Source organism: [Clostridium] polysaccharolyticum (assembly GCF_900111595.1).
Taxonomy (GTDB): domain Bacteria; phylum Bacillota; class Clostridia; order Lachnospirales; family Lachnospiraceae; genus Clostridium_AI; species Clostridium_AI polysaccharolyticum.
Genome location: NZ_FOHN01000033.1, coordinates 1 through 21,647 on the forward strand (window position 1 = coordinate 1; position 21,647 = coordinate 21,647).

General features: G+C 36.9%; 19 protein-coding genes. 14 read left to right on the forward strand and 5 right to left on the reverse strand.

Annotated elements, in window-relative coordinates:
* Nucleotides 1-485: 485 nt before the first annotated feature.
* The gene (locus BMY85_RS13890; RefSeq protein ID WP_092478870.1) at nt 486-1,478 is read left to right on the forward strand and encodes a biotin--[acetyl-CoA-carboxylase] ligase; all 993 of its coding nucleotides are present in this window, start codon (nt 486-488) and stop codon (nt 1,476-1,478) included.
* Nucleotides 1,479-1,628: 150 nt separating this feature from the next.
* Here BMY85_RS13890 and rpsT read toward each other — a convergent pair whose 3' ends face one another.
* On the reverse strand, nt 1,629-1,892 hold the full coding sequence (gene rpsT, locus BMY85_RS13895) for a 30S ribosomal protein S20 (RefSeq protein ID WP_092478871.1): 264 nt from the start codon (nt 1,890-1,892) through the stop codon (nt 1,629-1,631).
* Nucleotides 1,893-2,199: 307 nt separating this feature from the next.
* Here rpsT and BMY85_RS13900 point away from each other — a divergent pair, with 307 nt between their 5' ends.
* A complete protein-coding gene (locus tag BMY85_RS13900) occupies nt 2,200-3,465 on the forward strand; it encodes a dihydroorotase (protein ID WP_092478872.1) in 1,266 nt (421 codons plus the stop codon).
* A 198-nt stretch (nt 3,466-3,663) separates the two neighbouring features.
* Nucleotides 3,664-5,472, forward strand: a complete 1,809-nt coding sequence (locus BMY85_RS13905) for a carbohydrate-binding domain-containing protein (protein WP_092478873.1) — start codon at nt 3,664-3,666, stop codon at nt 5,470-5,472.
* A gap of 117 nt (nt 5,473-5,589) precedes the next feature.
* Here the strand turns inward: BMY85_RS13905 and BMY85_RS16385 are convergent, their stop codons facing one another.
* Nucleotides 5,590-6,234, reverse strand: a complete 645-nt coding sequence (locus tag BMY85_RS16385; protein WP_408643309.1) for a DUF6512 family protein — start codon at nt 6,232-6,234, stop codon at nt 5,590-5,592.
* 79 nt (nt 6,235-6,313) lie between these two features.
* Here BMY85_RS16385 and BMY85_RS13915 point away from each other — a divergent pair, with 79 nt between their 5' ends.
* The 6 genes from BMY85_RS13915 to BMY85_RS13940 all read left to right on the forward strand — a co-directional run bounded on the left by BMY85_RS13915 (nt 6,314) and on the right by BMY85_RS13940 (nt 10,917).
* Nucleotides 6,314-6,544 (forward strand): HPr family phosphocarrier protein, encoded by a 231-nt coding sequence (locus tag BMY85_RS13915; RefSeq protein WP_092478875.1) that lies wholly within the window; start codon nt 6,314-6,316, stop codon nt 6,542-6,544.
* A 249-nt stretch (nt 6,545-6,793) separates the two neighbouring features.
* Nucleotides 6,794-7,630, forward strand: a complete 837-nt coding sequence (locus tag BMY85_RS13920) for an MYG1 family protein (RefSeq protein ID WP_092478876.1) — start codon at nt 6,794-6,796, stop codon at nt 7,628-7,630.
* A gap of 161 nt (nt 7,631-7,791) precedes the next feature.
* A complete protein-coding gene (locus BMY85_RS13925; RefSeq protein WP_092478877.1) occupies nt 7,792-8,193 on the forward strand; it encodes a GtrA family protein in 402 nt (133 codons plus the stop codon).
* A gap of 77 nt (nt 8,194-8,270) precedes the next feature.
* Nucleotides 8,271-8,861 carry an accessory gene regulator B family protein gene (locus tag BMY85_RS13930; RefSeq protein ID WP_092478878.1) on the forward strand — a complete coding sequence of 197 codons (591 nt, stop codon included), beginning with the start codon at nt 8,271-8,273 and terminating at the stop codon, nt 8,859-8,861.
* Between the two features lie 288 nt (nt 8,862-9,149).
* Nucleotides 9,150-10,046, forward strand: coding sequence for a DUF2156 domain-containing protein (locus BMY85_RS13935; protein ID WP_092478879.1), 897 nt, complete (start codon nt 9,150-9,152; stop codon nt 10,044-10,046).
* Between the two features lies 1 nt (nt 10,047).
* Nucleotides 10,048-10,917 (forward strand): GNAT family N-acetyltransferase, encoded by an 870-nt coding sequence (locus BMY85_RS13940; protein ID WP_092478880.1) that lies wholly within the window; start codon nt 10,048-10,050, stop codon nt 10,915-10,917.
* Between the two features lie 564 nt (nt 10,918-11,481).
* Here BMY85_RS13940 and cysK read toward each other — a convergent pair.
* A complete protein-coding gene (gene cysK / locus BMY85_RS13945) occupies nt 11,482-12,384 on the reverse strand; it encodes a cysteine synthase A (RefSeq protein ID WP_092478881.1) in 903 nt (300 codons plus the stop codon).
* Nucleotides 12,385-12,702: 318 nt separating this feature from the next.
* Between cysK and BMY85_RS13950 the strand changes: the two genes are divergently transcribed.
* The 5 genes from BMY85_RS13950 to galE all read left to right on the forward strand — a co-directional run bounded on the left by BMY85_RS13950 (nt 12,703) and on the right by galE (nt 20,378).
* Complete coding sequence (locus BMY85_RS13950; protein ID WP_092478882.1) at nt 12,703-14,565, forward strand: glycerophosphodiester phosphodiesterase; 1,863 nt, start codon at nt 12,703-12,705, stop codon at nt 14,563-14,565.
* A 318-nt stretch (nt 14,566-14,883) separates the two neighbouring features.
* The gene (gene gdhA / locus BMY85_RS13955) at nt 14,884-16,218 is read left to right on the forward strand and encodes an NADP-specific glutamate dehydrogenase (RefSeq protein ID WP_092478883.1); all 1,335 of its coding nucleotides are present in this window, start codon (nt 14,884-14,886) and stop codon (nt 16,216-16,218) included.
* Nucleotides 16,219-16,423: 205 nt separating this feature from the next.
* The gene (locus BMY85_RS13960) at nt 16,424-18,184 is read left to right on the forward strand and encodes an aryl-sulfate sulfotransferase (RefSeq protein ID WP_177180803.1); all 1,761 of its coding nucleotides are present in this window, start codon (nt 16,424-16,426) and stop codon (nt 18,182-18,184) included.
* Nucleotides 18,185-18,199: 15 nt separating this feature from the next.
* Entirely contained in the window at nt 18,200-19,366 is a 1,167-nt protein-coding gene (locus BMY85_RS13965) for a galactokinase (RefSeq protein WP_092478885.1), read from the forward strand.
* A 19-nt stretch (nt 19,367-19,385) separates the two neighbouring features.
* A complete protein-coding gene (galE, locus tag BMY85_RS13970; RefSeq protein ID WP_092478894.1) occupies nt 19,386-20,378 on the forward strand; it encodes a UDP-glucose 4-epimerase GalE in 993 nt (330 codons plus the stop codon).
* Here the strand turns inward: galE and BMY85_RS13975 are convergent.
* Together BMY85_RS13975 and BMY85_RS13980 are read right to left on the reverse strand one after the other, a co-directional pair.
* Nucleotides 20,375-21,133 carry an SDR family NAD(P)-dependent oxidoreductase gene (locus BMY85_RS13975; protein ID WP_092478886.1) on the reverse strand — a complete coding sequence of 253 codons (759 nt, stop codon included), beginning with the start codon at nt 21,131-21,133 and terminating at the stop codon, nt 20,375-20,377. The genes galE and BMY85_RS13975 overlap by 4 nt on opposite strands.
* A gap of 121 nt (nt 21,134-21,254) precedes the next feature.
* Nucleotides 21,255-21,617 (reverse strand): response regulator, encoded by a 363-nt coding sequence (locus tag BMY85_RS13980; RefSeq protein ID WP_092478887.1) that lies wholly within the window; start codon nt 21,615-21,617, stop codon nt 21,255-21,257.
* Nucleotides 21,618-21,647 lie beyond the last annotated feature (30 nt).

Here is a 21,647-nt window from a genome sequence, read left to right on the forward strand (position 1 = left end):
CTTCATGTTTGAGAAGAACCATAGTGGAATGTAAATTTTGCATTCTTTCTTAATCGTAATGTCTTTTGTCGTTTGAGAAGAACCATAGTGGAATGTAAATGATTGCAGATAATCTTGAAGCAATCAATGAGTATGGTTTGAGAAGAACCATAGTGGAATGAATTTCTATGTTTTAAAATCAAGTTCCTACTGTACTCCTTGTACAAAACACCCGAGGAAAACAATATTAACTGAGGGCTATTGTACACATCAAAAAACGGGATAACTATTTTATCCATACAATTGCTTTGGGATTCTTGTAGAAATTCTATTATTCAGACAAGCATAAATAAAATCTGAATGATTTAAATTGCTCACTAGCACATTTTTGGAAACAAAGTGCTAAATGACGGGCTGTTGTATTTTCAATATTGCAAAACCGTATTATAATAAGTCTTGTTTATCCAATCCAGAAAATAAAAATAAGTCTTAGAAATGGAGAAAATATGAGTGTAAAACAGAAAACGCTTGAGGTACTAGAAAACCATAGAGGTAAGTTTGTTTCAGGGGGAGAACTTGCCAATACCCTGCAAGTAAGCCGAAATGCCGTTTGGAAAGCAATTAAATCCTTAGAGCAGGAAGGCTATGATATTGAGGCTGTTAAGAACCGTGGCTATCGGCTTGCAGAAAGCAGTGATATATTATCCGAACAAAGCATTCGAAAATATTTATCTGATACAAGAGGAAAGTTTCAGCTTGAAATAAGAAAAAGTGTTACTTCCACTAATGAACTTGTGAAGCAGCAAGCACTTTCAGGAGCAGAAGAAGGGCTTGTTGTCATTGCAGAAGAACAGACTTGTGGCAAGGAAAAATCAGGGCGAGTATTTTATTCGCCAAAGGGAACAGGAATATATATGAGTGTCTTGTTACGGCCTAAGATTTCTATGAAACATGCATTTGCCATTACCACGTCTGCCGCAGTAGCGGTGGCACAGGCAATTGAGCAGGTATCAGAACGAAAAGCAGAAATTATGTGGGTAAACGATATTTACTGCGATGGGAAAAAGGTCTGCGGTATATTGACAGAGGCATCTTATCAGATGGAAACTGGTAAGTTTGATTATGTCGTTATGGGAATAGGAATTCACGTAAAGCTGCCGGAATCAGGAATGCCTGTGGAACTTGGTTCCAAGACTGATTGTGTATTTCAGCAGACAGAGACAGATGTAAGAAGCCAGTTAGTGGCACAAGTTCTGACACGATTCTGGGATTTTTATCAGAGACTAGAAAGCTTGCCATTCTTAGAGGAATACATACAACGCTCTTGTTTCATAGGAAAGAATGTCACTATAGAAACCAAGGAAGGGATTCGTGAGGGAAATGTGCTGTCGGTAAATAGGCAATGCCATTTGGTTGTAGCAATGGACGATGGAACAGAAGAAGAATTTAGTGCTGGAACAGTGCGGTTAAAAAATGACTGTAAGCTAAATACAGGATAACACATAATAAAAAGTGTAGAGTTTTTTGACTGAATTAAGTGGCAGTAAAAAAGGCACTAACCCCATTTGACGGATGGAGGAGTGCCTTTTCGATTCAGACAGTTGCAGCACGACTGCCTTCTGGAGCTGAATCAGAAGAGTGATCTATTATTAAGCCAACTTGTTTACAGCAACAGATAAACGGGAAACTTTACGAGAAGCGTTTTTCTTGTGGTAAACGCCCTTGCTTGCAGCTTTATCAATTTCTACTGTAGCATCTTTTAATGCAGCTTTAGCTGCTTCAGCATCCTTTGCATCGATTGCAGCATAAACTTTCTTAATAGATGTTTTTACCTTAGATTTGATTGCCTTGTTTCTGTCTGCCTTTGTTTGATTTACTAAAATTCTCTTTTTCGCTGATTTAATGTTAGCCAATTCGAGCACCTCCAAAATTATTCTTAAAACTTATTGTTAACTGCATATTGCTTATGCGACCTTTTTTTTGCTAACCTGTCAAAATTAGCGTATTTACATTAAACCGGACACGGACGTATTAATGTAAACATACTATTATATAGTAGTACAAACTTTTGAAAGTGTCAATACACTGATGAAAGAAAATTCACGAATTTGCGATATAATAGCTCCCAGCGGAAAAACAGAATTATTTTTTGCCACGAAGTTTGCACCATACTTCTAAGTGTGGTAGACTATTTTGCAAATGAATACATGGAGGAAGATCATGATTTTAATAAAGAACGGAACTCTGGTTCGCCCAGAGTGCATGAAGACAGAACAAAAAAGCATTGTCATTGAAAATGGGAAAATAAAAGAAATAGGAGAAGGTTATGAGGATGCGGACTTTGAGCAAGTAATTGATGCAAAAGGAATGATGGTTGCACCAGGACTGATAGACGTTCATGTCCATTACCGTGATCCGGGATTTACCTACAAAGAAGATGTTATTACAGGAGCTAATGCAGCGAAAAAAGGAGGTTTTACTACAATTATCACTATGGCAAATACAAAACCAGCAGTTGATAATGTAGAGACGCTTGCTTACTTATTAGAAAAAGGAAAAGAAACAGGAATCCATGTCATTCCAGCAGCAGCCATTTCTAAGGATTTAAAAGGAAAAGAACTAGTTAAGATGGAAGAATTAAAAGCACATGGTGCAATAGGCTTTACAGATGATGGAATGTCGCTTATGGATGAAAAGCTTGTAGTGGAAGCTATGAAAGAGGCAAAAAGATTACAGGTTCCTTTAAGCTTTCACGAAGAAGATCCGTATTTTATTGAAAATAGCGGTGTTAATAAAGGAGCTGTATCAGAAAAGTTAGGCCTTGGTGGTGCAAGTGCCATTGCTGAAGACATCCTAGTAGCGAGAGATGGCATGCTTGCATTTGAAACAGGCTGTACTATAAACATTCAGCATATCAGTTCCAGACATTCTGTGGCATTAGTAAAGCTTTATAAAGAAATGGGGGCTTCTGTTTTTGCAGAAGCAGCACCACATCATTTCAGTTTAGATGAAACTGCGGTATTAGAACATGGTACGCTGGCGAAAATGAATCCTCCACTAAGAACAAAGGAAGACCAGCAGGCGATTATAGAGGGATTAAAAGATGGAACCATTGATATTATTGCAACGGATCATGCACCTCATAGTAAAGAAGAGAAAGAAAAGCCATTTACAGAGGCACCAAGTGGAATTATTGGTTTGGAGACATCTTTAGCATTGGGGATTACTAATTTAGTGAAAAAAGGTCATTTGACCATAGAAGAACTGATTGCCAAAATGACACTGAATCCAGCAAAACTGTATCGGTTAGATTACGGTACTTTAGAACCGGGAAAATGTGCAGATGTGGTAATTTTTAATCCAGATGAGCAGTGGACTGTAGATAGTTTTGTATCCAAAGCCTCTAATTCTCCATTTTTAGGAGCGACCTTAACTGGAAAAGTGCATTATACAATATGTAAAGGCGACGTTGTGTATCAGAATTAAGACAGAGTATATATAATCCGTTCTTCCTATTTTATTATAGGAAGAATGGCTAAATTGTGAAAATATGATGAATTAGTTGCAGTATGAGTTGTAAAGATTTAGGCGAATTGATATAATAATCATGAAAATTGTTCGCTTAGGCGATAGAATGGAAGATTCATTCGAAAATACGGATGCATAATCCAAGGGGGTTCAATCATGAAAATAAAACAAAAGCTTATGGTACTAATGTGTATCAGTGCACTTCTTTGCAGTGCATGTAGAAATGCTTCATCCGACAAAACGGATAGCCAGGAAGGTGTTGTGCAGTCACAGGTACAGGGAACAGTGCAGGTTTCAAGTATTGATGAGTTGACAGGAGACAGATTTGATTCGGCCGACTTATACAATGATTTTGATAAGTCAAAATCTGCAGTTGTAACATTAAGTGACGCAGAAATTACAGTAGACAGTTTAGGAAAAGATTCCGTAGGCATAGAAGGACATACCGTAACCTTGAAAAAAGGAGGAAATTATTATTTTACAGGTTCCGTTTCCGACGGGAAAATTGTAATAGATTCAGCAAACGAGGAAAATGTGCGAATTATTTTAGATAATGCAAGCATTACAAATACAACAGGAAGTGTTATTTACATAAAACAAGCCCAAAAGACAATTGTAACAGTAGCAGATGGTTCTAATAATGCAATTGTAGATGCAGGAGACTATTCTAAGGAAGAAGAAGGCGTAACAGCTGCAGTATTTGCCAATGGTGACCTTACATTTAATGGCAATGGCCAGCTTTCCATTACTGGCAATTATGCAGATGCAATTGCAACTAATGCAGATTTTAAAATCAGTTCTGGTGTACTAAACATTCAGTCTAAAGATGACGGGATTGTTGCATCTAAGGGTGTATCGGTAAAAAATGGTTCCTTCAATCTGCAGTGTGGCGGCAACGGCATGAAGACAACCAGTACGTTAGAAGCGGAAGGTTTTATTGGAATTGAAAGTGGAAGTTATACGATTATAGCAGGTGCAGATGTCTGTAAGGCAACTGGTTCCATATATTATGTAAATGGCGGATTCACTGGCACATCAGGTGGAGGAAGCAGCTTATCCAGTACAGAAGATGGCTGGGGTAAATTTGGTGACGAAACCACAACTGCAAAAGGTTTCAAGGCAGGTGGAGATATTCGGGTTTATGGCGGTTCCTTGAATTTTGATACAGCAGATGATATTTTCTATGCCGAAAATGCTATTGCTGTGGAAAATGGATGTGTGATTGCTTCATCTGGTGATGATGGTTTTGTGTCAGGAAAAAGCATTGAGATAAAAGGTGGAAGTATTACTTTACAAAAAACCTGTCAGGGACTTGAAAGTAACGAAATGAATCTGTCTGGAGGCTATCTGGATATTACGGCAAAAGGGGATGGCTTTAACATTGCCAATGGAACAGATTCCTATGCAGCCAATGATCGTCCTGGCAAAAATGAATTTACAAGAAATGGACAAGGTTCATTAGTAATAAAGGATACCTGCATTAACGTCCGTTCTGACAGAGAAGCAATGAATGTTGCAGGAGATTTAACTATTTCAGGGGGGGCTGTAAGAGTAAGAGGTGCAAATGATACATCTTTAAAGAGTATTGACTGTTCTGGAACTTATGCGATTGAAGATGGCCAGGTATTAGCTGCAGGAAATGAAGAAAAATTTCTAGTTCCAGCAAAAGCTGTTCAGCCAGTAGTAATACTTAAATATAAAGAGAAGCAAGAAGGAAAATCAGTTATCTGTATAAAAGACAGCAAAGATAAAGTAATTGTGGCGTTCTGCATTGCTTCTGAATATGATAAAGTTGTACTTTCCATGCCCGCTCTTGAAAAAGGAAAAGAGTATACATGGTGCAAGGCAAGCTTAAATAGTGATTTGGAACAGAAATTTGGCGATGTTCAGCCTGAAAGTTATACAGCAGGTGAAAAAATAGCATCTTTTACAGTACAGGAAGGTACAACAGAAGTATCAGAATAGTGTGCAGAAAATAGACAATTCTATATTTAAAGTGATTCATGTTTTGCAAGAAGAATACCCTTTGAAAATGAGCATATCTTATTTTCAAAGGGTATTTTGTATGGAATAAATGAGATTTTATATCTTGTGATGGATAAGACCAAAGCTTTTTGTGTAAGAATCCTGAAACAACGGTACTCTTGGAGGAAGGAACGTAAATACCGTAAAAATAAGGAACAGCAGGACAAAAAGTAAAAAACCATAAGTATTACGGATAGAAAAGGTGTGATGGGAAAAGAAATACATGCACAGAAAATAAGTGCTTCCTGTACAGATAATTTGTACTCCTATATTTATTAGAGTATGATTTATGCCGAAAGCACCCCGAATCGTGTAGGAAATGCTAATAAAAAGACATATCCCTACAAGAATTGCAATAAAATTACCAAATAATATAGTTTGGGTATTCCTTTTTGTAAAAAAATATAGTATAATTGAAAATATCAGATAAGGGAAGAACAGACATTTAAGCTGTTCCCATAGACTTTCATTTATTGGCGTGAATAAGCCAACAAATCTACTGTAATTACTCAACTCATAAAATATATGCATGAAAAATCCAACACTAACCGATATGAAAAAGCTGTAAAAAAATACTTTTTTTAGATTGGCAGACATATTGTTTACTCCTTTGCTTAGCAATGAATACGGAAAATAGTAATTCTCTATTTTGCAGCTAATGTTAAGTATATGGTATATTTTGAAAGTTATGCAAATATACATAGATATAGATGGTTACGACTCATTGACTAATTCTATAGAATTGGCATGAAATATATAATTCACAAGGGGAGGTGAAATCATGGAAAAGGTTCAAGTTTTACTCGATTCCATTGATAAGGTAAGAGAATTTGTTACAATAGCAAGTTCAGTTGATTACAATTTCGATTTGAAACTAGGAAGGTATACAATTGATGGAAAATCCATCATGGGTATCTTCAGCTTAGATTTATCACAGCCACTTGAATTGGTTGGTACCAATGAAAGTGACAGAGCAGAAATTGTAGATGCTTTTCAAAACTTTATTTGTTAATAAATATAAATGAGGGACAAACAATCTTAAATTCTGATACATAGTTTGGGGAGTTAGAGTGGTTTGTTATAATGCGAAGCTTACCTGGTCTTTTGCTGGCCTGGTAGTTTCGCATTGTTTTTTTGAGTTAAAACCTGTATAATGAAAAGAAGATTAGAACGGGAGGAAATTTATATAATATCAGTTATGGAAAATCTATTTCATTAGAGAATCAATAGATTTAAGGGCGGAAGTTACAAGGAGAAAGAGATGAAACGTTATATAAATATTGAAAAAGGATTTACTCACGGTGGAAAATTTCACGCTGATGATGTATTTTCTGCAGCGTTGCTGACTATGTTAAATCCTGATATAAAGATTGAGAGAGGGTTTCAGATACCAGAGGACTATGATGGAATTGTATTTGATATTGGATTCGGAGAATTTGATCATCACCAGCAGAATCGTTCTGTTAGGGAAAATGGTGTTCCATATGCAGCGTTTGGCCTGCTTTGGAAGAAATACGGAACTATGCTCGTAGACGAAGACGAAGCAAGAAGATTTGACGAAAAGTTTATACAAAGCTTAGATTTAAACGATAATACCGGTTCTGAAAATCAGATAGCGGATATGATATCTGTATTTAATCCGCCATGGGATTATGCAGTTTCTTCGGATAAGGCATTTGAAGAAGCAAAAGATCTGGCTTATAAAGTATTGGTGAAAGAAATTGAGAATATTAAGAGCATTAACCGAGCCAAGGATCTCGTTACAAAGGCATTGTCAAAATGTGAAGACGGAATTCTTGTGATGCCTCGCTCAGCACCTTGGAAAAAGTTTGTAAAAGAAAAAGAGGTGTATTTTGTGGTTGCACCGTCTAATCGTGGAGGGTATACAGCACAGGCAGTACCAAAAGATGACAAACCAAACGAGCTGAAAATACCATTTCCAAAAGAATGGAGAGGTGTGGAAAAAGAGAGCATTGGGGAAGTCAGTGGAGTAGAAACCCTTCAGTTCTGTCATAACAGTGGTTTTCTGATATCTGCGTTGACACAGGAAGATGTAATTAAGGCTTGTGTAATTGCGAGAGAGAAAGCAAAAGAATAAAGTTCCTGAAAGGACAGGGATAGGGAGCTGCTGTGTCCAAGACACTTTATGCAGAAAAAGAGAACGGGAATATATAGAATCTCTTTTTCTGCAAATTAGCAGTTTTCTTGCTGCATAAAATTTGTTATGATAGAATCAATACATAGAAATGGGGAAAGAACATGAAAAAACTGATGATACAATTTATGAAATTTGGTGTTGTTGGCGGAATCGCCTTTGTGGTAGATTATGCTATCATGGTATTTCTTACAGAAGTTTTCGGGATACCATATCTGATTTCTTCTACTGTTTCCTTCTGTGTATCCGTTGTTGTAAATTATTTATTAAGCATGCGGTTTGTCTTTGAAGGAAGAGAAGATATCAGGAAACAGACAGAATTTGCTGCATTTGTTATACTTAGCGTTATTGGATTGGGAATCAATCAGCTTGTAATGTATCTTGTAGCAGATGTATGGCTTGGAGATAAAATTAAGAGAGCATATTTATTTGCTAAAATTGTCGCAACATTTGTAGTAATGGTATGGAATTTTGTTTCCAGAAAAATATTTTTGGAAAAGAAATAAAACAAGAGCTAAGGCTTTATTTAGCAGAGGGATAAGGCCTTTAAAGTAAAGTATGGATAAAATGCGGAGGGATTAGGATGAAAGCAGTAGAGCGTCTTGTAGTTAAGTTGATTGCAGATGGAGTAATTGAGGAAGAAGACCGGGAAATCTATGAATATGGATTTCATCATGGAATTATGCTTATTATTAACATAGCATGTACCATTGCTATTGGCATAGCAATGAAGATGTTCTGGGAAGTGCTTTTGTTTTTGGCTGCTTATGTGCCACTAAGAACCAATGCAGGAGGATTTCATGCAAAAACCCAGTTAAGATGTTTTTTTTATTCTAATTTTATTGTTGCAGCCATACTGTTCTCTGGAAGAATTCTTGCAGGGCATAGTCTGATACTTGGGGTGCTTGCAATGGCTGCATCCATTGTTATTGTCATTTTAGCACCTGTTGAAGACCAGAATAAGCCATTAGATGAAAAGGAAGTTGCAGTGTATGGCAAGAGAGCAAGAAGGGCACTTTTTCTTGATATACTGCTGGCAGGAGCATTAGAGCTCTGTTCCGTTCAGACAGGAAGTGCTACCGTAATTGCTTCTGTCTTTGGAATGGCAGTATTTTTAATAATGGGCTACATAAAAAACATCAGGCTGAAGCAAAAACGAAATGGTGCAGAATAGAAGTTAGCTGTTTTCGTAATTTTTGTATTGGTTATTATGGGAATTTATTGTCCAAAAGAATTAATATAAATTCGATAATTTTGAGAAAAAGAGAAATACTATTGGATATGACAGATGAAATAGTGTACCTGATAGTATTTTTTTTGTACATATACAAACTTGCAATCTGTCTGCCTTGTTTGTATAATGTATTTTTGGTACGTGGGAAGGTGCCTTTTGCGGAAAATATACTAGAATAGTTCAAATGTCAGCTAGGAAGAGAAATGCTTACAGGAAAGGACTAGATAGATGTTAGATTTTAAGGAAATAGAGTTAAAAGATAAAGATTGGATTGAGCAAAGCTTTCGTGAATCAGACTTGCAAGGCTGTGAGTATGTATTTACGAGTGTTTATATATGGAGAAAAATATACAGAACAAAGGTTGCTAGAAAGAATGGAATGTGCTTTTTTCAGTCAGGGGCAGATGGACATTACAGATATGCACTGCCAACAGGAAATGGTGACTTGAAAGAGGCTATCCAGCTTATCATGGATGAAGCAAAAGAGCGTGGAGTGAAATTTGTAATGAGAGGTGTTATGGAACATCAGATTCCACAGCTGGAAGAATGGTTTCCGGGAATGTTCACATTTGATTTAAGACGGGATGAAAGTGATTATATTTACACTGTGAAGAAACTTAGTACTTTAGCAGGGAAGAAGCTTCATGGAAAACGTAACCATATCCACCGGTTTCAGGATACAGATGACTGGGAATATCAGCCCATATCCCAAAGTAATATAGCAGACTGTGTAGAGATGAACAGGGAATGGGTAGCGAGGTATGTGGAAGAAGGTGATGATTCTTTAAAAGAAGAATCGGAGGCAGTTATGGAGGCATTTAGCCATTTTCAAGAGTTAGGGTTAGAAGGGGGCATGTTAAAACGAGATGGCAAAGTGGTTGCTTATACGATAGCAGAACCTTTGAATAGTAACACCTACGTAATTCATATTGAAAAGGCATTTTACGATGTGCAAGGTGCATATCCTATGATTAACCAGCAGTTTGTACTTCATAATTGTCAAGAGTACGAGTATGTAAACCGAGAAGAAGATGCCGGTGATGAAGGACTTCGAAGAGCTAAATTATCCTACTATCCAGATATCTTACTAGACAAGTATAATGTGACTCTGAAAGAGGAGGAATAGCATGATAACCAATGCCACGAAAGCTATGGTACCTGCAATGAAAGAGATGTGGGCTGTCAATTTTGGTGACAGTGACGAATATATAAGCTTTTTCTTTGAAAATCATTTGAAATTAGATGAAAAAGGCATGTATCAGAACCAGTTTGTATATCAGTTAAATGGACAGCCGGTATCTATGCTTTCTGTCTTGGAAGCGCAGCTTGACAATGGACAGCACAAGCAGGAATTCTGGTATATCTATGCTGTCGTAACGGCTAAGGAGCATAGAAGGAAAGGATATGCAGGAAAGGTTCTTTTGCATGTAATAGAACTTGCAAAGAAGAAGGAAATTGCAGTAGGATTAGTACCTGCAGATGAGGGACTATACCGCTATTATGGGAAGTTTGGCTTTGAATCATTTTTCTATAATAGAACAGTTAAGATGAATCTTTTGGCAGGAGATGGATTGGCGGATGGCTGGAAGCTGGCTACAGCAGAGCAGTACAAGATGATGAGGGATCAGTTCCTTGCTAATCAGGGAGCTGTCATCTGGGAAAAGCAGGCAGTGGAATATGCCATAAAGGAAAACGAAAACCTAGGTGGGAAAACGTATTATTTAGAAAATACATCATATTTCTTAATGGTATGTCCTTTGGAAGGGAAATTAATAGTTCGTGAAACGAATTTGCCATGGGATGTATTAAAGAATGTGTGCGATTCTCTGGCAGAAAGATTTCAATGTAATACTGCTTTTGCTGTGGCTCCAGTAGGAACCTGGTCTCAGGGAGCAGTGGTAAAGCATGGAATGATATGCAATCTAGGAAAAAGTTTTTCATCACTTGCAGGTCAGTCTCATGTAACAGAATTCTACCTTGGTCTTGCATTAGATTAAGGCAAATTAAACAAAATAAAATTATGTCAAACAAGCGTACTATTTGTCAAAGTAATGAAAAACAGGGCAAAAAGTACACTTTGATTAGTCAAAGTTTTAAATTATGACATGTATATATATCAATTCTATCATGTGACAGCATAATCAGTTTTTTTGTAGTAGAATAAGCACAGTCAAAGGAACAAAAGAAAAAGTTTCTTTGTGTTTGCAAGGAGGGAGGTTGGAAATAAGCGGTTTTGCTCATGTATGTGATACATACATTCTGGATGATATGTGGTAGTTCTGCAGTCAGTGAAAGGGACACTGAAAAGGGGAAAAGGAACTGTGTTTTGATGCATTTTTAGGGGATTTGTATGAAAACATAATTATCACATTGAGGCCATATTGCTTTTGATAAACTTATTAACGAGTTTTTCATTATTGAGGGGATTATTTTTTATATATAATAATAAAAGCTGCAGGAGCTGAATTTTATAGATTGCATTCTATAAAACGAAGCTGTTGCAGCTTTTGTTTTTTACATGATAAGAAAAAGGCACCAAAAAAGAGTGCCCAAAATTATTTTTATAAAAGACCAGTGCTGAAATAACGCTCCATACGGTCAGCAAGAACTGTAGCAATGACGGCGTCTTTCCCATATTTTTCGCTAATGTGCTTACATGCCCATACATTTGCACCAGAAGAAGTTCCGCAAAGTAAACCTTGTACTCGGGCCAGTTCTCTTGTGGTTTCAATAGCATCTTCATCCGTAACTTCCACTATGTCATCAATAAGACTAGTATCTAAGATGTCAGGAATGAAACCATCCCCAATGCCTTGAATGCTATGAAGGCCTGGTTCATCTCCAAGCAGTGCAGAAACATTTTTCGGTTCAACTGCAACAATTTTTACATTAGGATTCTGCTCTTTTAGGTAACGTCCAATACCTTGGAGTGTACCGCCGCTTCCTAATCCACTGACAAATACATCAATTTTGCCATTCAGCTGATCATATAATTCAGGTGCAGTTGTTTCATAGTGGATATCTGGATTATCCTGATTTTTAAATTGCTGAGGCATAAAATAGTTATCAGATGTATTCATAATTCTTTCTGCTTCACTGACAGAACCGCCAATACTTAATTCTGCTGGTGTAAGAACCAGTTCGGCACCTAGAGCACGAATTATTTTTTTTCTCTCTTCACTCATGTTTTCAGGCATTACAATGATTACTTTGTAACCTAGACGGACTCCAGCTAGGGCGATTCCAATTCCTGTATTACCTGAAGTTGGTTCTATAATCGTCATGCCAGGTTTTAAAATTCCTTTTTTTTCTGCTTGGATAATCATGTTCTTTGCAACACGATCTTTGATGCTGCCTCCTGGATTAAGAAACTCTGCTTTTGCAAAAATATTCAAGCCAGTTGTATTCTTTAAGCTGATTAATGGCGTATTCCCGATTAAATCTAAAATATTTTCCGTATACATACAAGTTCTCCTTTTCTTCCTATAATATTTTTATTCAGAATGCTTTTTTTTGCCATATGAAATCTGACTTTTTAAATAAAATATACTATTGCTATTACTTTATCTTAAAAAATTATACTGAGAAGGATTTCATATGTCAATAAACTGATAAAATGTTTCATCTGATAAAGAAATATATGGCGGGCGGAAGAGTTTCATATATCAATAAGCTGATAAAATGAAATAGTATAAATAAAAAGTACTAATTGTTATCTTGAATAAAAAGTAGTATGATATAGAAAGTGTTTAAGAAAGATTAAGGCAGATGAGAGGTTTTGTATGAGAGTAAAGGATAAGAAAAGGCAAAAAAAACTGCTTCTGTCCACAAGAAAAACATTGTTTGGTAGGACCTTACGTCTTATGATAAAAAGCAAAAAGCACTTTTTGTTATTTCAGATTCTGTATGGAATTCTAGCAATACTTTGTATTGTGCCTTCTGCAGGAGTTATGTTTGGCCTGGCTGGAAAGTATTCAGGATATAGCTATATTACAACTGAGAATATGGCAGATTTTCTGTTCAAGCCATTTACTGTATTAACGCTGGTTTTGTGCTTTTTTCTTATTGGTTTTTTCCTGTTAGGAGAAATCTCACTGGTTTCTTCATTTATTCTGGCAGGAAAGGGACTTGATAAAAGACCATCGTTCTATGTTTTCTTAGGGAGTTTAAGAAATGCTTTTATGGGGTTTCGGAAAGGAAATATCAGGAGCATTTTTCTTGCTGTATTTGTTTTGATTGCCAGTAATATTATAGTTATTATTGGCATTGTTACAAGAACTCGGATTCCAAATTATATCGTTCGCTCAATTAGCCACATTCCTATGGTAAAAACTGGAATAGGAATTGCTGTATTTGTTGTGGCACTGATTGTATATGCCAATTTATTTACACTTTCGTATTTTCTGCTTGAACGCATTAATATGAAAGAAGCAAGGATAAATAGTGGAAGGCTCTTACGGAATCACCTTCTCCATAGCATGTGCAGTCTGGCTGTCTGGAATATTTTTATTATACTGTGTTCAGCTGCTGCTTATTTACTGCTGATTGCTGCAGAAGCACTGTTTGTTATGCTATTTGTAAGTCAGAAGACGGCAGTAGCGGTATTTTTGTCTTTGTGTGAGCATGCCAATGTTTATGCTGGCTTATGTTTAGGATGGTTTGGATTGTATGCCAATATTTCTTTGCAAATGGAGTTATTTCTGCAATATAAGAAAATACATGAGGAAGATTTTCCAGTTGTGGTTCATGTTAAGACACCTAAGCTGTTTACAGATAAACGGAAGAGGATAGCTGTATGTGTACTTATTTTTGCTGTTTTCCTGTTAGATGGACTTTATACCCGCAGGCAGGTGTTAAATGGGAATGAAATTCCTATCTTAAGTTCATTTGATGGGGTAAAGATTACAGCACATAGGGGGTTTTCTTCCCAGGCACCAGAAAATACTCTGGAGGCTTTTCAGGCGGCAATTGATTCTATGTCAGATTTTGTAGAATTTGACGTGCAGCAGACAAAGGACGGAGAACTGATTATTCTTCACGATTCCAATCTTCAAAGAACTTGTGGAAAGAATAAGTTTATCTGGAATGCCAGCTTTGAGGAAGTACGCCGTTTTGATGCAGGAGCGTGGTTTTCAGATGATTATGCAGGTGTACAGATACCAACGTTAGAGGAATCTATAACCCTTTGCAAAGGTAAAATCCTTATGAATATTGAGATAAAGGGCAACAGCCATTTTAAAGATCTGGAAGAACAAGTAGTAATGCTGATTCAGAAATATGGAATTCAAAAGCAATGTGTGGTACAGTCTACGGACTATGCAGCTTTAAAAAAAGTGAAGAAACTGGATTCATCTATTACTACAGGGCTGATTTTAATGGGAGCCTATGGTGAATTTGACGAAAGTACAGATATTGATTTTTTTAGTATTCGTTCTACCTTTGTTAATAAAAATATGGTAGAGTCGGCTCATAAAAATGGGAAAGGGGTTTATGCCTGGACTGTGAATACGAAAAATGAAATACGGCGTATGAAAGTTCTTAAGGTTGATAATATCATTACGGACAGGCCTATTTTAGCAAGAGAACTTTTGTATCAAGACGAGTTCAATATGTCTTTTGTGAATCTGTTCCGCCTGCTAAAATAGATAAACTTAATTTTGTAATGTGAGAGAAAAGGTTTGCGGATGGTGGAAAAGCATTATCCTTAATAAATGAAAGAAATAAATTCTTTTTTGGGATTTAGTTCATTTTGGGATTGCAAAAATGAACTAAAGAATCTATAATGGTTCTTGCAAAGACAAAGAAGTTTGTAGAGTTCAATACAGAAGTACATGTGTTTGCATGTGCTTTGGCTATAAATGGACTGGTTTATGCACTTCCATGGAAATTTTGAAAGTGAATATACATAAAAAGCAATTAGAACTTCTGCTGTCTAATATAGATGAATTAAGGAGATTGAGAAAATGGGTTACGTTGATGAAGTACTAGCAAGTGTAATTGAAAAGAATCCTAGCCAGCCAGAATTCCATCAGGCAGTTAAGGAAGTATTAGAGTCTTTAAGACCGGTTATTGATGCAAATGAAGAAGCTTACAGAAAAGATGCTCTATTAGAAAGATTAGTTGAGCCGGACAGACAGTTTATGTTCCGCGTGCCTTGGGTAGATGACAAAGGCCAGGTTCAAGTAAACAGAGGTTTTCGTGTACAGTTTAACAACAGCATTGGACCTTACAAGGGCGGTTTAAGATTACATCCATCTGTAAACTTAGGTATTATTAAATTCTTAGGTTTTGAACAAATTTTCAAAAACTCCTTAACAGGCCTTCCAATCGGTGGTGGTAAAGGTGGTTCTGACTTTGATCCTAAAGGCAAATCAGATCGTGAAGTTATGGCTTTCTGCCAGAGCTTTATGACAGAATTATGTAAATATATTGGTGCTGACACAGATGTTCCTGCTGGTGACATCGGAACAGGTGCTAGAGAAATCGGTTATATGTTCGGCCAGTACAAGAAAATAAGAGGCTTATATGAAGGCGTTCTTACAGGCAAAGGTTTATCCTATGGCGGTTCTTTAGCTAGAACAGAAGCTACAGGATACGGTTTATTATATTTAACAGCTGAAATGTTAAAATGCAATGGCAGTGATATCGCTGGTAAAACAGTTTGTGTATCTGGTGCTGGTAACGTTGCAATTTATGCAATCCAGAAAGCTCAGCAGTTAGGTGCTAAAGTTGTTACATGCAGTGATTCTACAGGCTGGGTTTACGATCCGGACGGAATTGATGTTGCTGCATTACAGGAAATCAAAGAAGTAAAACGTGCTCGTTTAACAGAGTACAAAAACTATAGGCCAAATGCGGAATATCATGAAGGCCGTGGTGTATGGTCCGTTAAATGTGATGTTGCTCTTCCATGTGCAACCCAGAACGAATTAACACTTGACGATGCTAAGACATTAGTAGCGAATGGTGTTACAGCTGTAGCTGAAGGTGCTAACATGCCTACAACTTACGAAGCAACACAGTATTTATTGGAAAACAAAGTATTATTTGCTCCTGGTAAAGCTGCTAACGCTGGTGGTGTTGCTACTTCCGCATTAGAAATGTCTCAGAACAGCGAAAGATTAAGCTGGACATTTGAAGAAGTTGATTCTAAATTACAAGGAATCATGGTTAATATTTTCCATAACATGGATGATGCTGCAAAACGTTATGGTTTTGAAGGCAATTATGTTGTAGGTGCAAACATTGCAGGTTTTGAAAAAGTTGCAAATGCTATGACAGCTCAGGGAATCTGCTAATATCTGCGTTATAAGAGATTAATTAAGCAATATATTAAAATGGAAGGGTCTCATAGGTTTAATATCTGTGAGGCTCTTTTTAGTTTTTTCCAAAAGACTGGAGAAATATAAAGGCAACGGCACTTTGTTTTTAAGCCCTCTTTTTTTTACAGTCGAAATTTGCTATAATAGGCAAAGATAAGGAAATAGAAATAAGGAGATGCTTATGAAGAAATTAGTAATTAAGACAATGGTAACTAGTGCTGTTTTAATTGGTTTAATCCTTGCTGTGTTTTTTCTTATCCCAAAGGGGAGAAATGCAGGAGAACAGTCAAAAGAACTGGATTTGGTTACAGATTCGCTTAATAAACAAAATATAAACGATGCTGGTTCAAGGCATTTGGCGATTGGGAAGAAAGATGGTATCATTGCTTTTCCTAAGAAAAGCATGAAAGAAATTTATGATGTTAAATGTTCAAAAGACACAGAAGAAAAGCTGGATCAGTATAAAAGGAGAGGGCATTATTCTTTTGAAAGTCCCTTGCTTATCTGGAATCCATTTGGAACCAATAAACTTTCTCTCTACTGTTATTTTCGGGACGAAGAAAACACATATATTACATACACGATACAAGTAGATGACAGTCACATACCAGCTTTTACGAGAACTTTGAACAATCACAAAGAAGGAAATCTGACTAGGGTACATGAGTATCAGCTGACAGGATTTGTCCCAGGGTATCAGAATTACGTGGTACTTCGCAAATACAACGAAAAAGGAAAGCTTATTCAAAAGTCCTATTTTGATTTTTATGTGGATAAGCTGAAAGAACCAGTAAGAACAAAACTTTCCTACGAAGATGGGAAAAGTGAGAAGATCATAAGTGAGGGACTATACTGTATCAGCGGGTATCAGAGTGGAGATAAAAATGCACATAGGTGCATTCCGCTTTACGATAATTCTGGTGTTATCAGAAGCGTAATTCCAATTAAGAATTATCGGACAGACAGACTTGAAATAGTGGATGACAGTCTGATTTACAGCTGTTCTGATAACAGTTTTGCCAAGGTATCCTCCTTAGGGAAAGTGGAAAAGGTATATCCACTAGGACAATACCGTTTGTATCATGATTTTATCTATAATGGATACGGTCAGCTCTGGTGTCTGGTATCTGATGCTAAATCGAATACTGTTGGTGATAAGGTTATTTCAGTCTTGCTTAAGGATGGGAAGGTTACGAAGATCGTAGACTTTGCTGCATTGTTCCGAAAGGAGAAAGAGCAGGCTGAAAAGAAAGATAGAACCAGACCATTAAACTGGATTGATTTAAATTCACTGGATAGAGTGGATAGCAGCGATATTGTAGTAAGTTCCAGTGCGTTATCCTCTATCATTCGGATTAACCATGTGACAAGTGGATATCCAAAGGTTGGATATATTATTTCTGAGAGGGAATTCTGGAAAAAATCTAATAATAAAAAATATTTATTATTAAAGGGTGCATATGTGGGAGAAAAGTGGTACAATTTAAGTGGCAATACAAAAGAGCAGGAAGAAGGTGTACATAACTTTTCGAACCAGTTTGGGCAGAATAGTATTGCATACGAGCCAGGTTCCAGACTTGGAGAGGGGCAGTATTATTTAACGATGCTAAATAACAATTATGCTTACGCAAAAGCAGTGCCATATGTGAATTGGAAAAAGTTCAGAAGTGCAGGTACAAAAGGAAAATCCGCTGATTCTTCTTACTATTATAAATATCTAGTAGATGAGAAGGCTGGCTATTATGGACTTGAACAGTCCTATAAGGTTCCATGCACACAGCAGGGTGGAGCTGCTTTCAAAAATGAAAGAAATTGTATTATCAATTCAATGGATCAAAAGTTATTTGGAGAATATGATAATGAAGGAAAACTGATTCGGGAATTTACACTAAAGGCATATCGTGTATCAAAAAATACCATGAAAAATGTATGGTATTATTGATGATAGGAGGTTATCTTGAGGGCAAAAGTATTAGAAGAGTTTAAAAAAAAGTTTGGGGATAACGAGGGGAACATAAGGGTTTTCTTTGCACCAGGCAGAGTGAATCTTATTGGTGAACATACAGATTATAATGGCGGCCATGTATTTCCATGTGCCCTTACCATAGGGACATATGCTGTTATAAGGAAAAGGCAGGATGAAATAATACGTCTGTATTCCATGAATTTTGTGGAGGATGGGATTATGGAAACAACTCTGCAAGAAGTAAAGAAAAAGCAGGTTACAGGCTGGACGGGGTATCCGGCAGGAATCGTCTGGTCATTGTTTCAAAAAGAATTCCAGATTGATAAAGGGTTTGATGTTTTATATTATGGTAATATACCAAATGGTTCAGGACTGTCATCTTCTGCATCAATTGAGGTTGTTACAGTATATGCATTAAGTAAAGTGTTCGAATTTGCGTTGCCAAATATTGAGATTGCAAAGATCAGCCAGTTTTCCGAGAATCAGTATAATCAGGTAAACTGTGGAATTATGGATCAGTTTGCGGTTGCTATGGGAAAAGAGAATCAAGCAATTTATTTAGATACTGCAACATTAGAATACCGGTATGCACCGATTCGTTTAGATGACGAAAAGATCGTTATTATGAACACGAATAAGCGTCGTGAGTTAGGGGATTCAAAGTATAACCAGCGTCGCATGGAATGTCAGAAGGCGTTAGAAATGCTTCAAAGCGTTAGAGATATTCAGTCTCTTGGAGAACTGACCTGTGAAGAATTTGAAGAATCAAAAGAAGTGATCACAGACATGGTTCTTAGAAAGCGTGCGAAACATGCAGTTTATGAAAACCAGAGGACGATGGCAGCTGTAGACGCCTTAGAGGAGAAAGATCTGGTTAAGTTTGGCCAGTTTATGGTGGAATCCCATAATTCCTTGCGGGACGATTATGAAGTTACTGGCGTTGAATTAGATACATTGGTTGAGGAAACATTAAAATGTAATGGTGTTATCGGTGCTCGTATGACAGGTGCTGGTTTTGGTGGCTGTGCCGTAAGTATTGTAAAAAATGATGCGGTAAAAGATGTGATAGAAGCTGTTGGGGAAAATTATAAGAAAAGAATTGGATATGCGGCAGATTTTTACGTAGTATCTGTAGGAGATGGTCCAAAAGAATTATAATCAGAAAGGGAATGAAGGAATGAAGGTTTTAGTTTTAGGTGGTGCAGGATATATTGGTTCTCACACGGTATATGAATTAATTGATAATGGGCATAAAGTAGTAATTGTAGATAATCTGGAAACTGGCCATTTAGAAGCGGTACATCCAAAGGCAGTATTTTATAAAGGAGATGTCAGAGACCGTTCTTTCTTAAATCAGGTATTTCAGGATGAAAAAGTTGATGCGGTGATTCATTTTGCAGCAAATTCTCTTGTAGGAGAAAGCATGATAAATCCTTTAAAGTATTATGATAATAATGTTTGTGGGGCCAAAGTTTTATTAGAAGCAATGGTTGCCAATGGTGTAGATAAAATCGTATTTTCTTCAACTGCTGCAACTTATGGGGAACCAGAGAGGATCCCGATTTTAGAAACAGATAAAACAGAGCCAACCAATACTTATGGAGAAACAAAACTTGCAATGGAAAAAATGTTCAAATGGACATCCAAGGCACATCATTTACGTTATGTATCTTTACGTTATTTTAATGCATGTGGTGCTCATGTAAGTGGTCAGATTGGAGAAGCACATAGTCCGGAGACACATTTGATTCCGCTTATTTTACAAGTGCCAATGGGAAAACGCTCTCACATTAGTATCTTCGGTGATGACTATGATACCAAAGATGGCACATGTGTACGTGACTATATTCATGTTACAGATCTGGCATCCGCACACATTAAGGCTGTGGAATATTTAATGGATGGAAAAGAAAGCAGCATTTTCAACTTGGGAAATGGTGTTGGATTTACAGTAAAAGAAGTAATTGATGTGGCAAGAAAAGTTACAGGTGATGAAATTCGAGCGGAAATCGCTCCGAAACGTGCAGGAGATCCAGCCAAGTTAATTGCATCTAGCGAAAAGGCTAGAACGGTCCTTGGCTGGGAACCAAAATATACAGATATTGAGTCAATTGTAGAATCTGCATGGAACTGGCACAAAAATCATCCAAATGGATTTGAAAGAAACTAAGAGTTTATTTTGCTTTTTTGGAGAAAGTACTGCATAGGCAGCATTAGGACTTTTGGCATAAACTTACAGAAAAGGTAAGTCGCTTTCATGCTAAAAGTCGGCACTATCAGTGCTTTCTTTTTATATAAACCGTCTAATGCAAGCTCTGCACACGTTCGGGCTGACAAAATGCATATATTGGATTGTTTTCCACCATCTTTATAAAATTCTGTTTTCACAGAACCAGGACACAACGTGGTAATGGAAATAGGCTTCTTCTGGCGTTTCATTTCATAGTTTAATGCCGTGCTGAAATGATAGAGATAGGATTTGGTTGCACCGTATACGGAAAACAGTGGTGGGGTAGTAAAGGCAGCAATGCTGGAAACATTGAGTACATATCCATGTTTTGCATGTCTGCAGAACCAGCTCGTGAAAATGTGGGGGGCAATCAGGTTAGTCTTTATCATATCTAAGTTATCAGACAGATCCTGTTCTGTAACATAGCCAACCTTTCCAAAACCAGCATTATTAATCATGACTTCAATTGGATATTGATTTAAATCTTCAATGAGGGCAAGGCAGTTTTCTTCTTTGCTAATATCTGTGGCCTTTAAAATTACGTTACAGCGGTAACGAGTTTCTAAAGAGTCTTTTAATTTTTTTAAACGATCTTTACGTCTGGCAACTAGAATAAGGTCGTAGCCCCTTTGGGCTAATAGGATAGATAGTTCTTTTCCGATGCCGCTTGAGGCACCTGTAATAAATGCGTACATGTGGGGTGTCCTTTCAGTTCTTTCTTGATTCCTGCTGATAGTATAACACAAAAAGGCTGCCGGCAGAGGATTTATATATCCGCTGGGGCAGCTTTATATGTATACGTTTGTATGAAAAGCTTTAGTCTTCTAAAATACGGCTGATGATTTCACTAATCTGTTCTGGTTCAAATGGTTTTGCTAAAAATTCAGAAGCACCATATTTAACTGCTTCATACATTTTGTTGGCTTGTCCGGCTGCGGTAACCATAACTACTTTTGCGTGAACATCAATATTGCGGATTTTTCGTAAAGCTTCGATGCCGTCCATTACAGGCATTGTAATGTCCATTGTAACAATATCAGGTCTGCATTCTTCAAATTTCTTAATGCCTTCCTCTCCGTTCTGTGCTTCTGCAACAATTTCGTGACCTTCTGCCTGAAGAAGATTTTTTAATATTTTACGTGATGTTTTAGAATCATCTATTATTAGAATCTTTGCCATAATTATAACCTCCGAATTTTGTATTTGAAT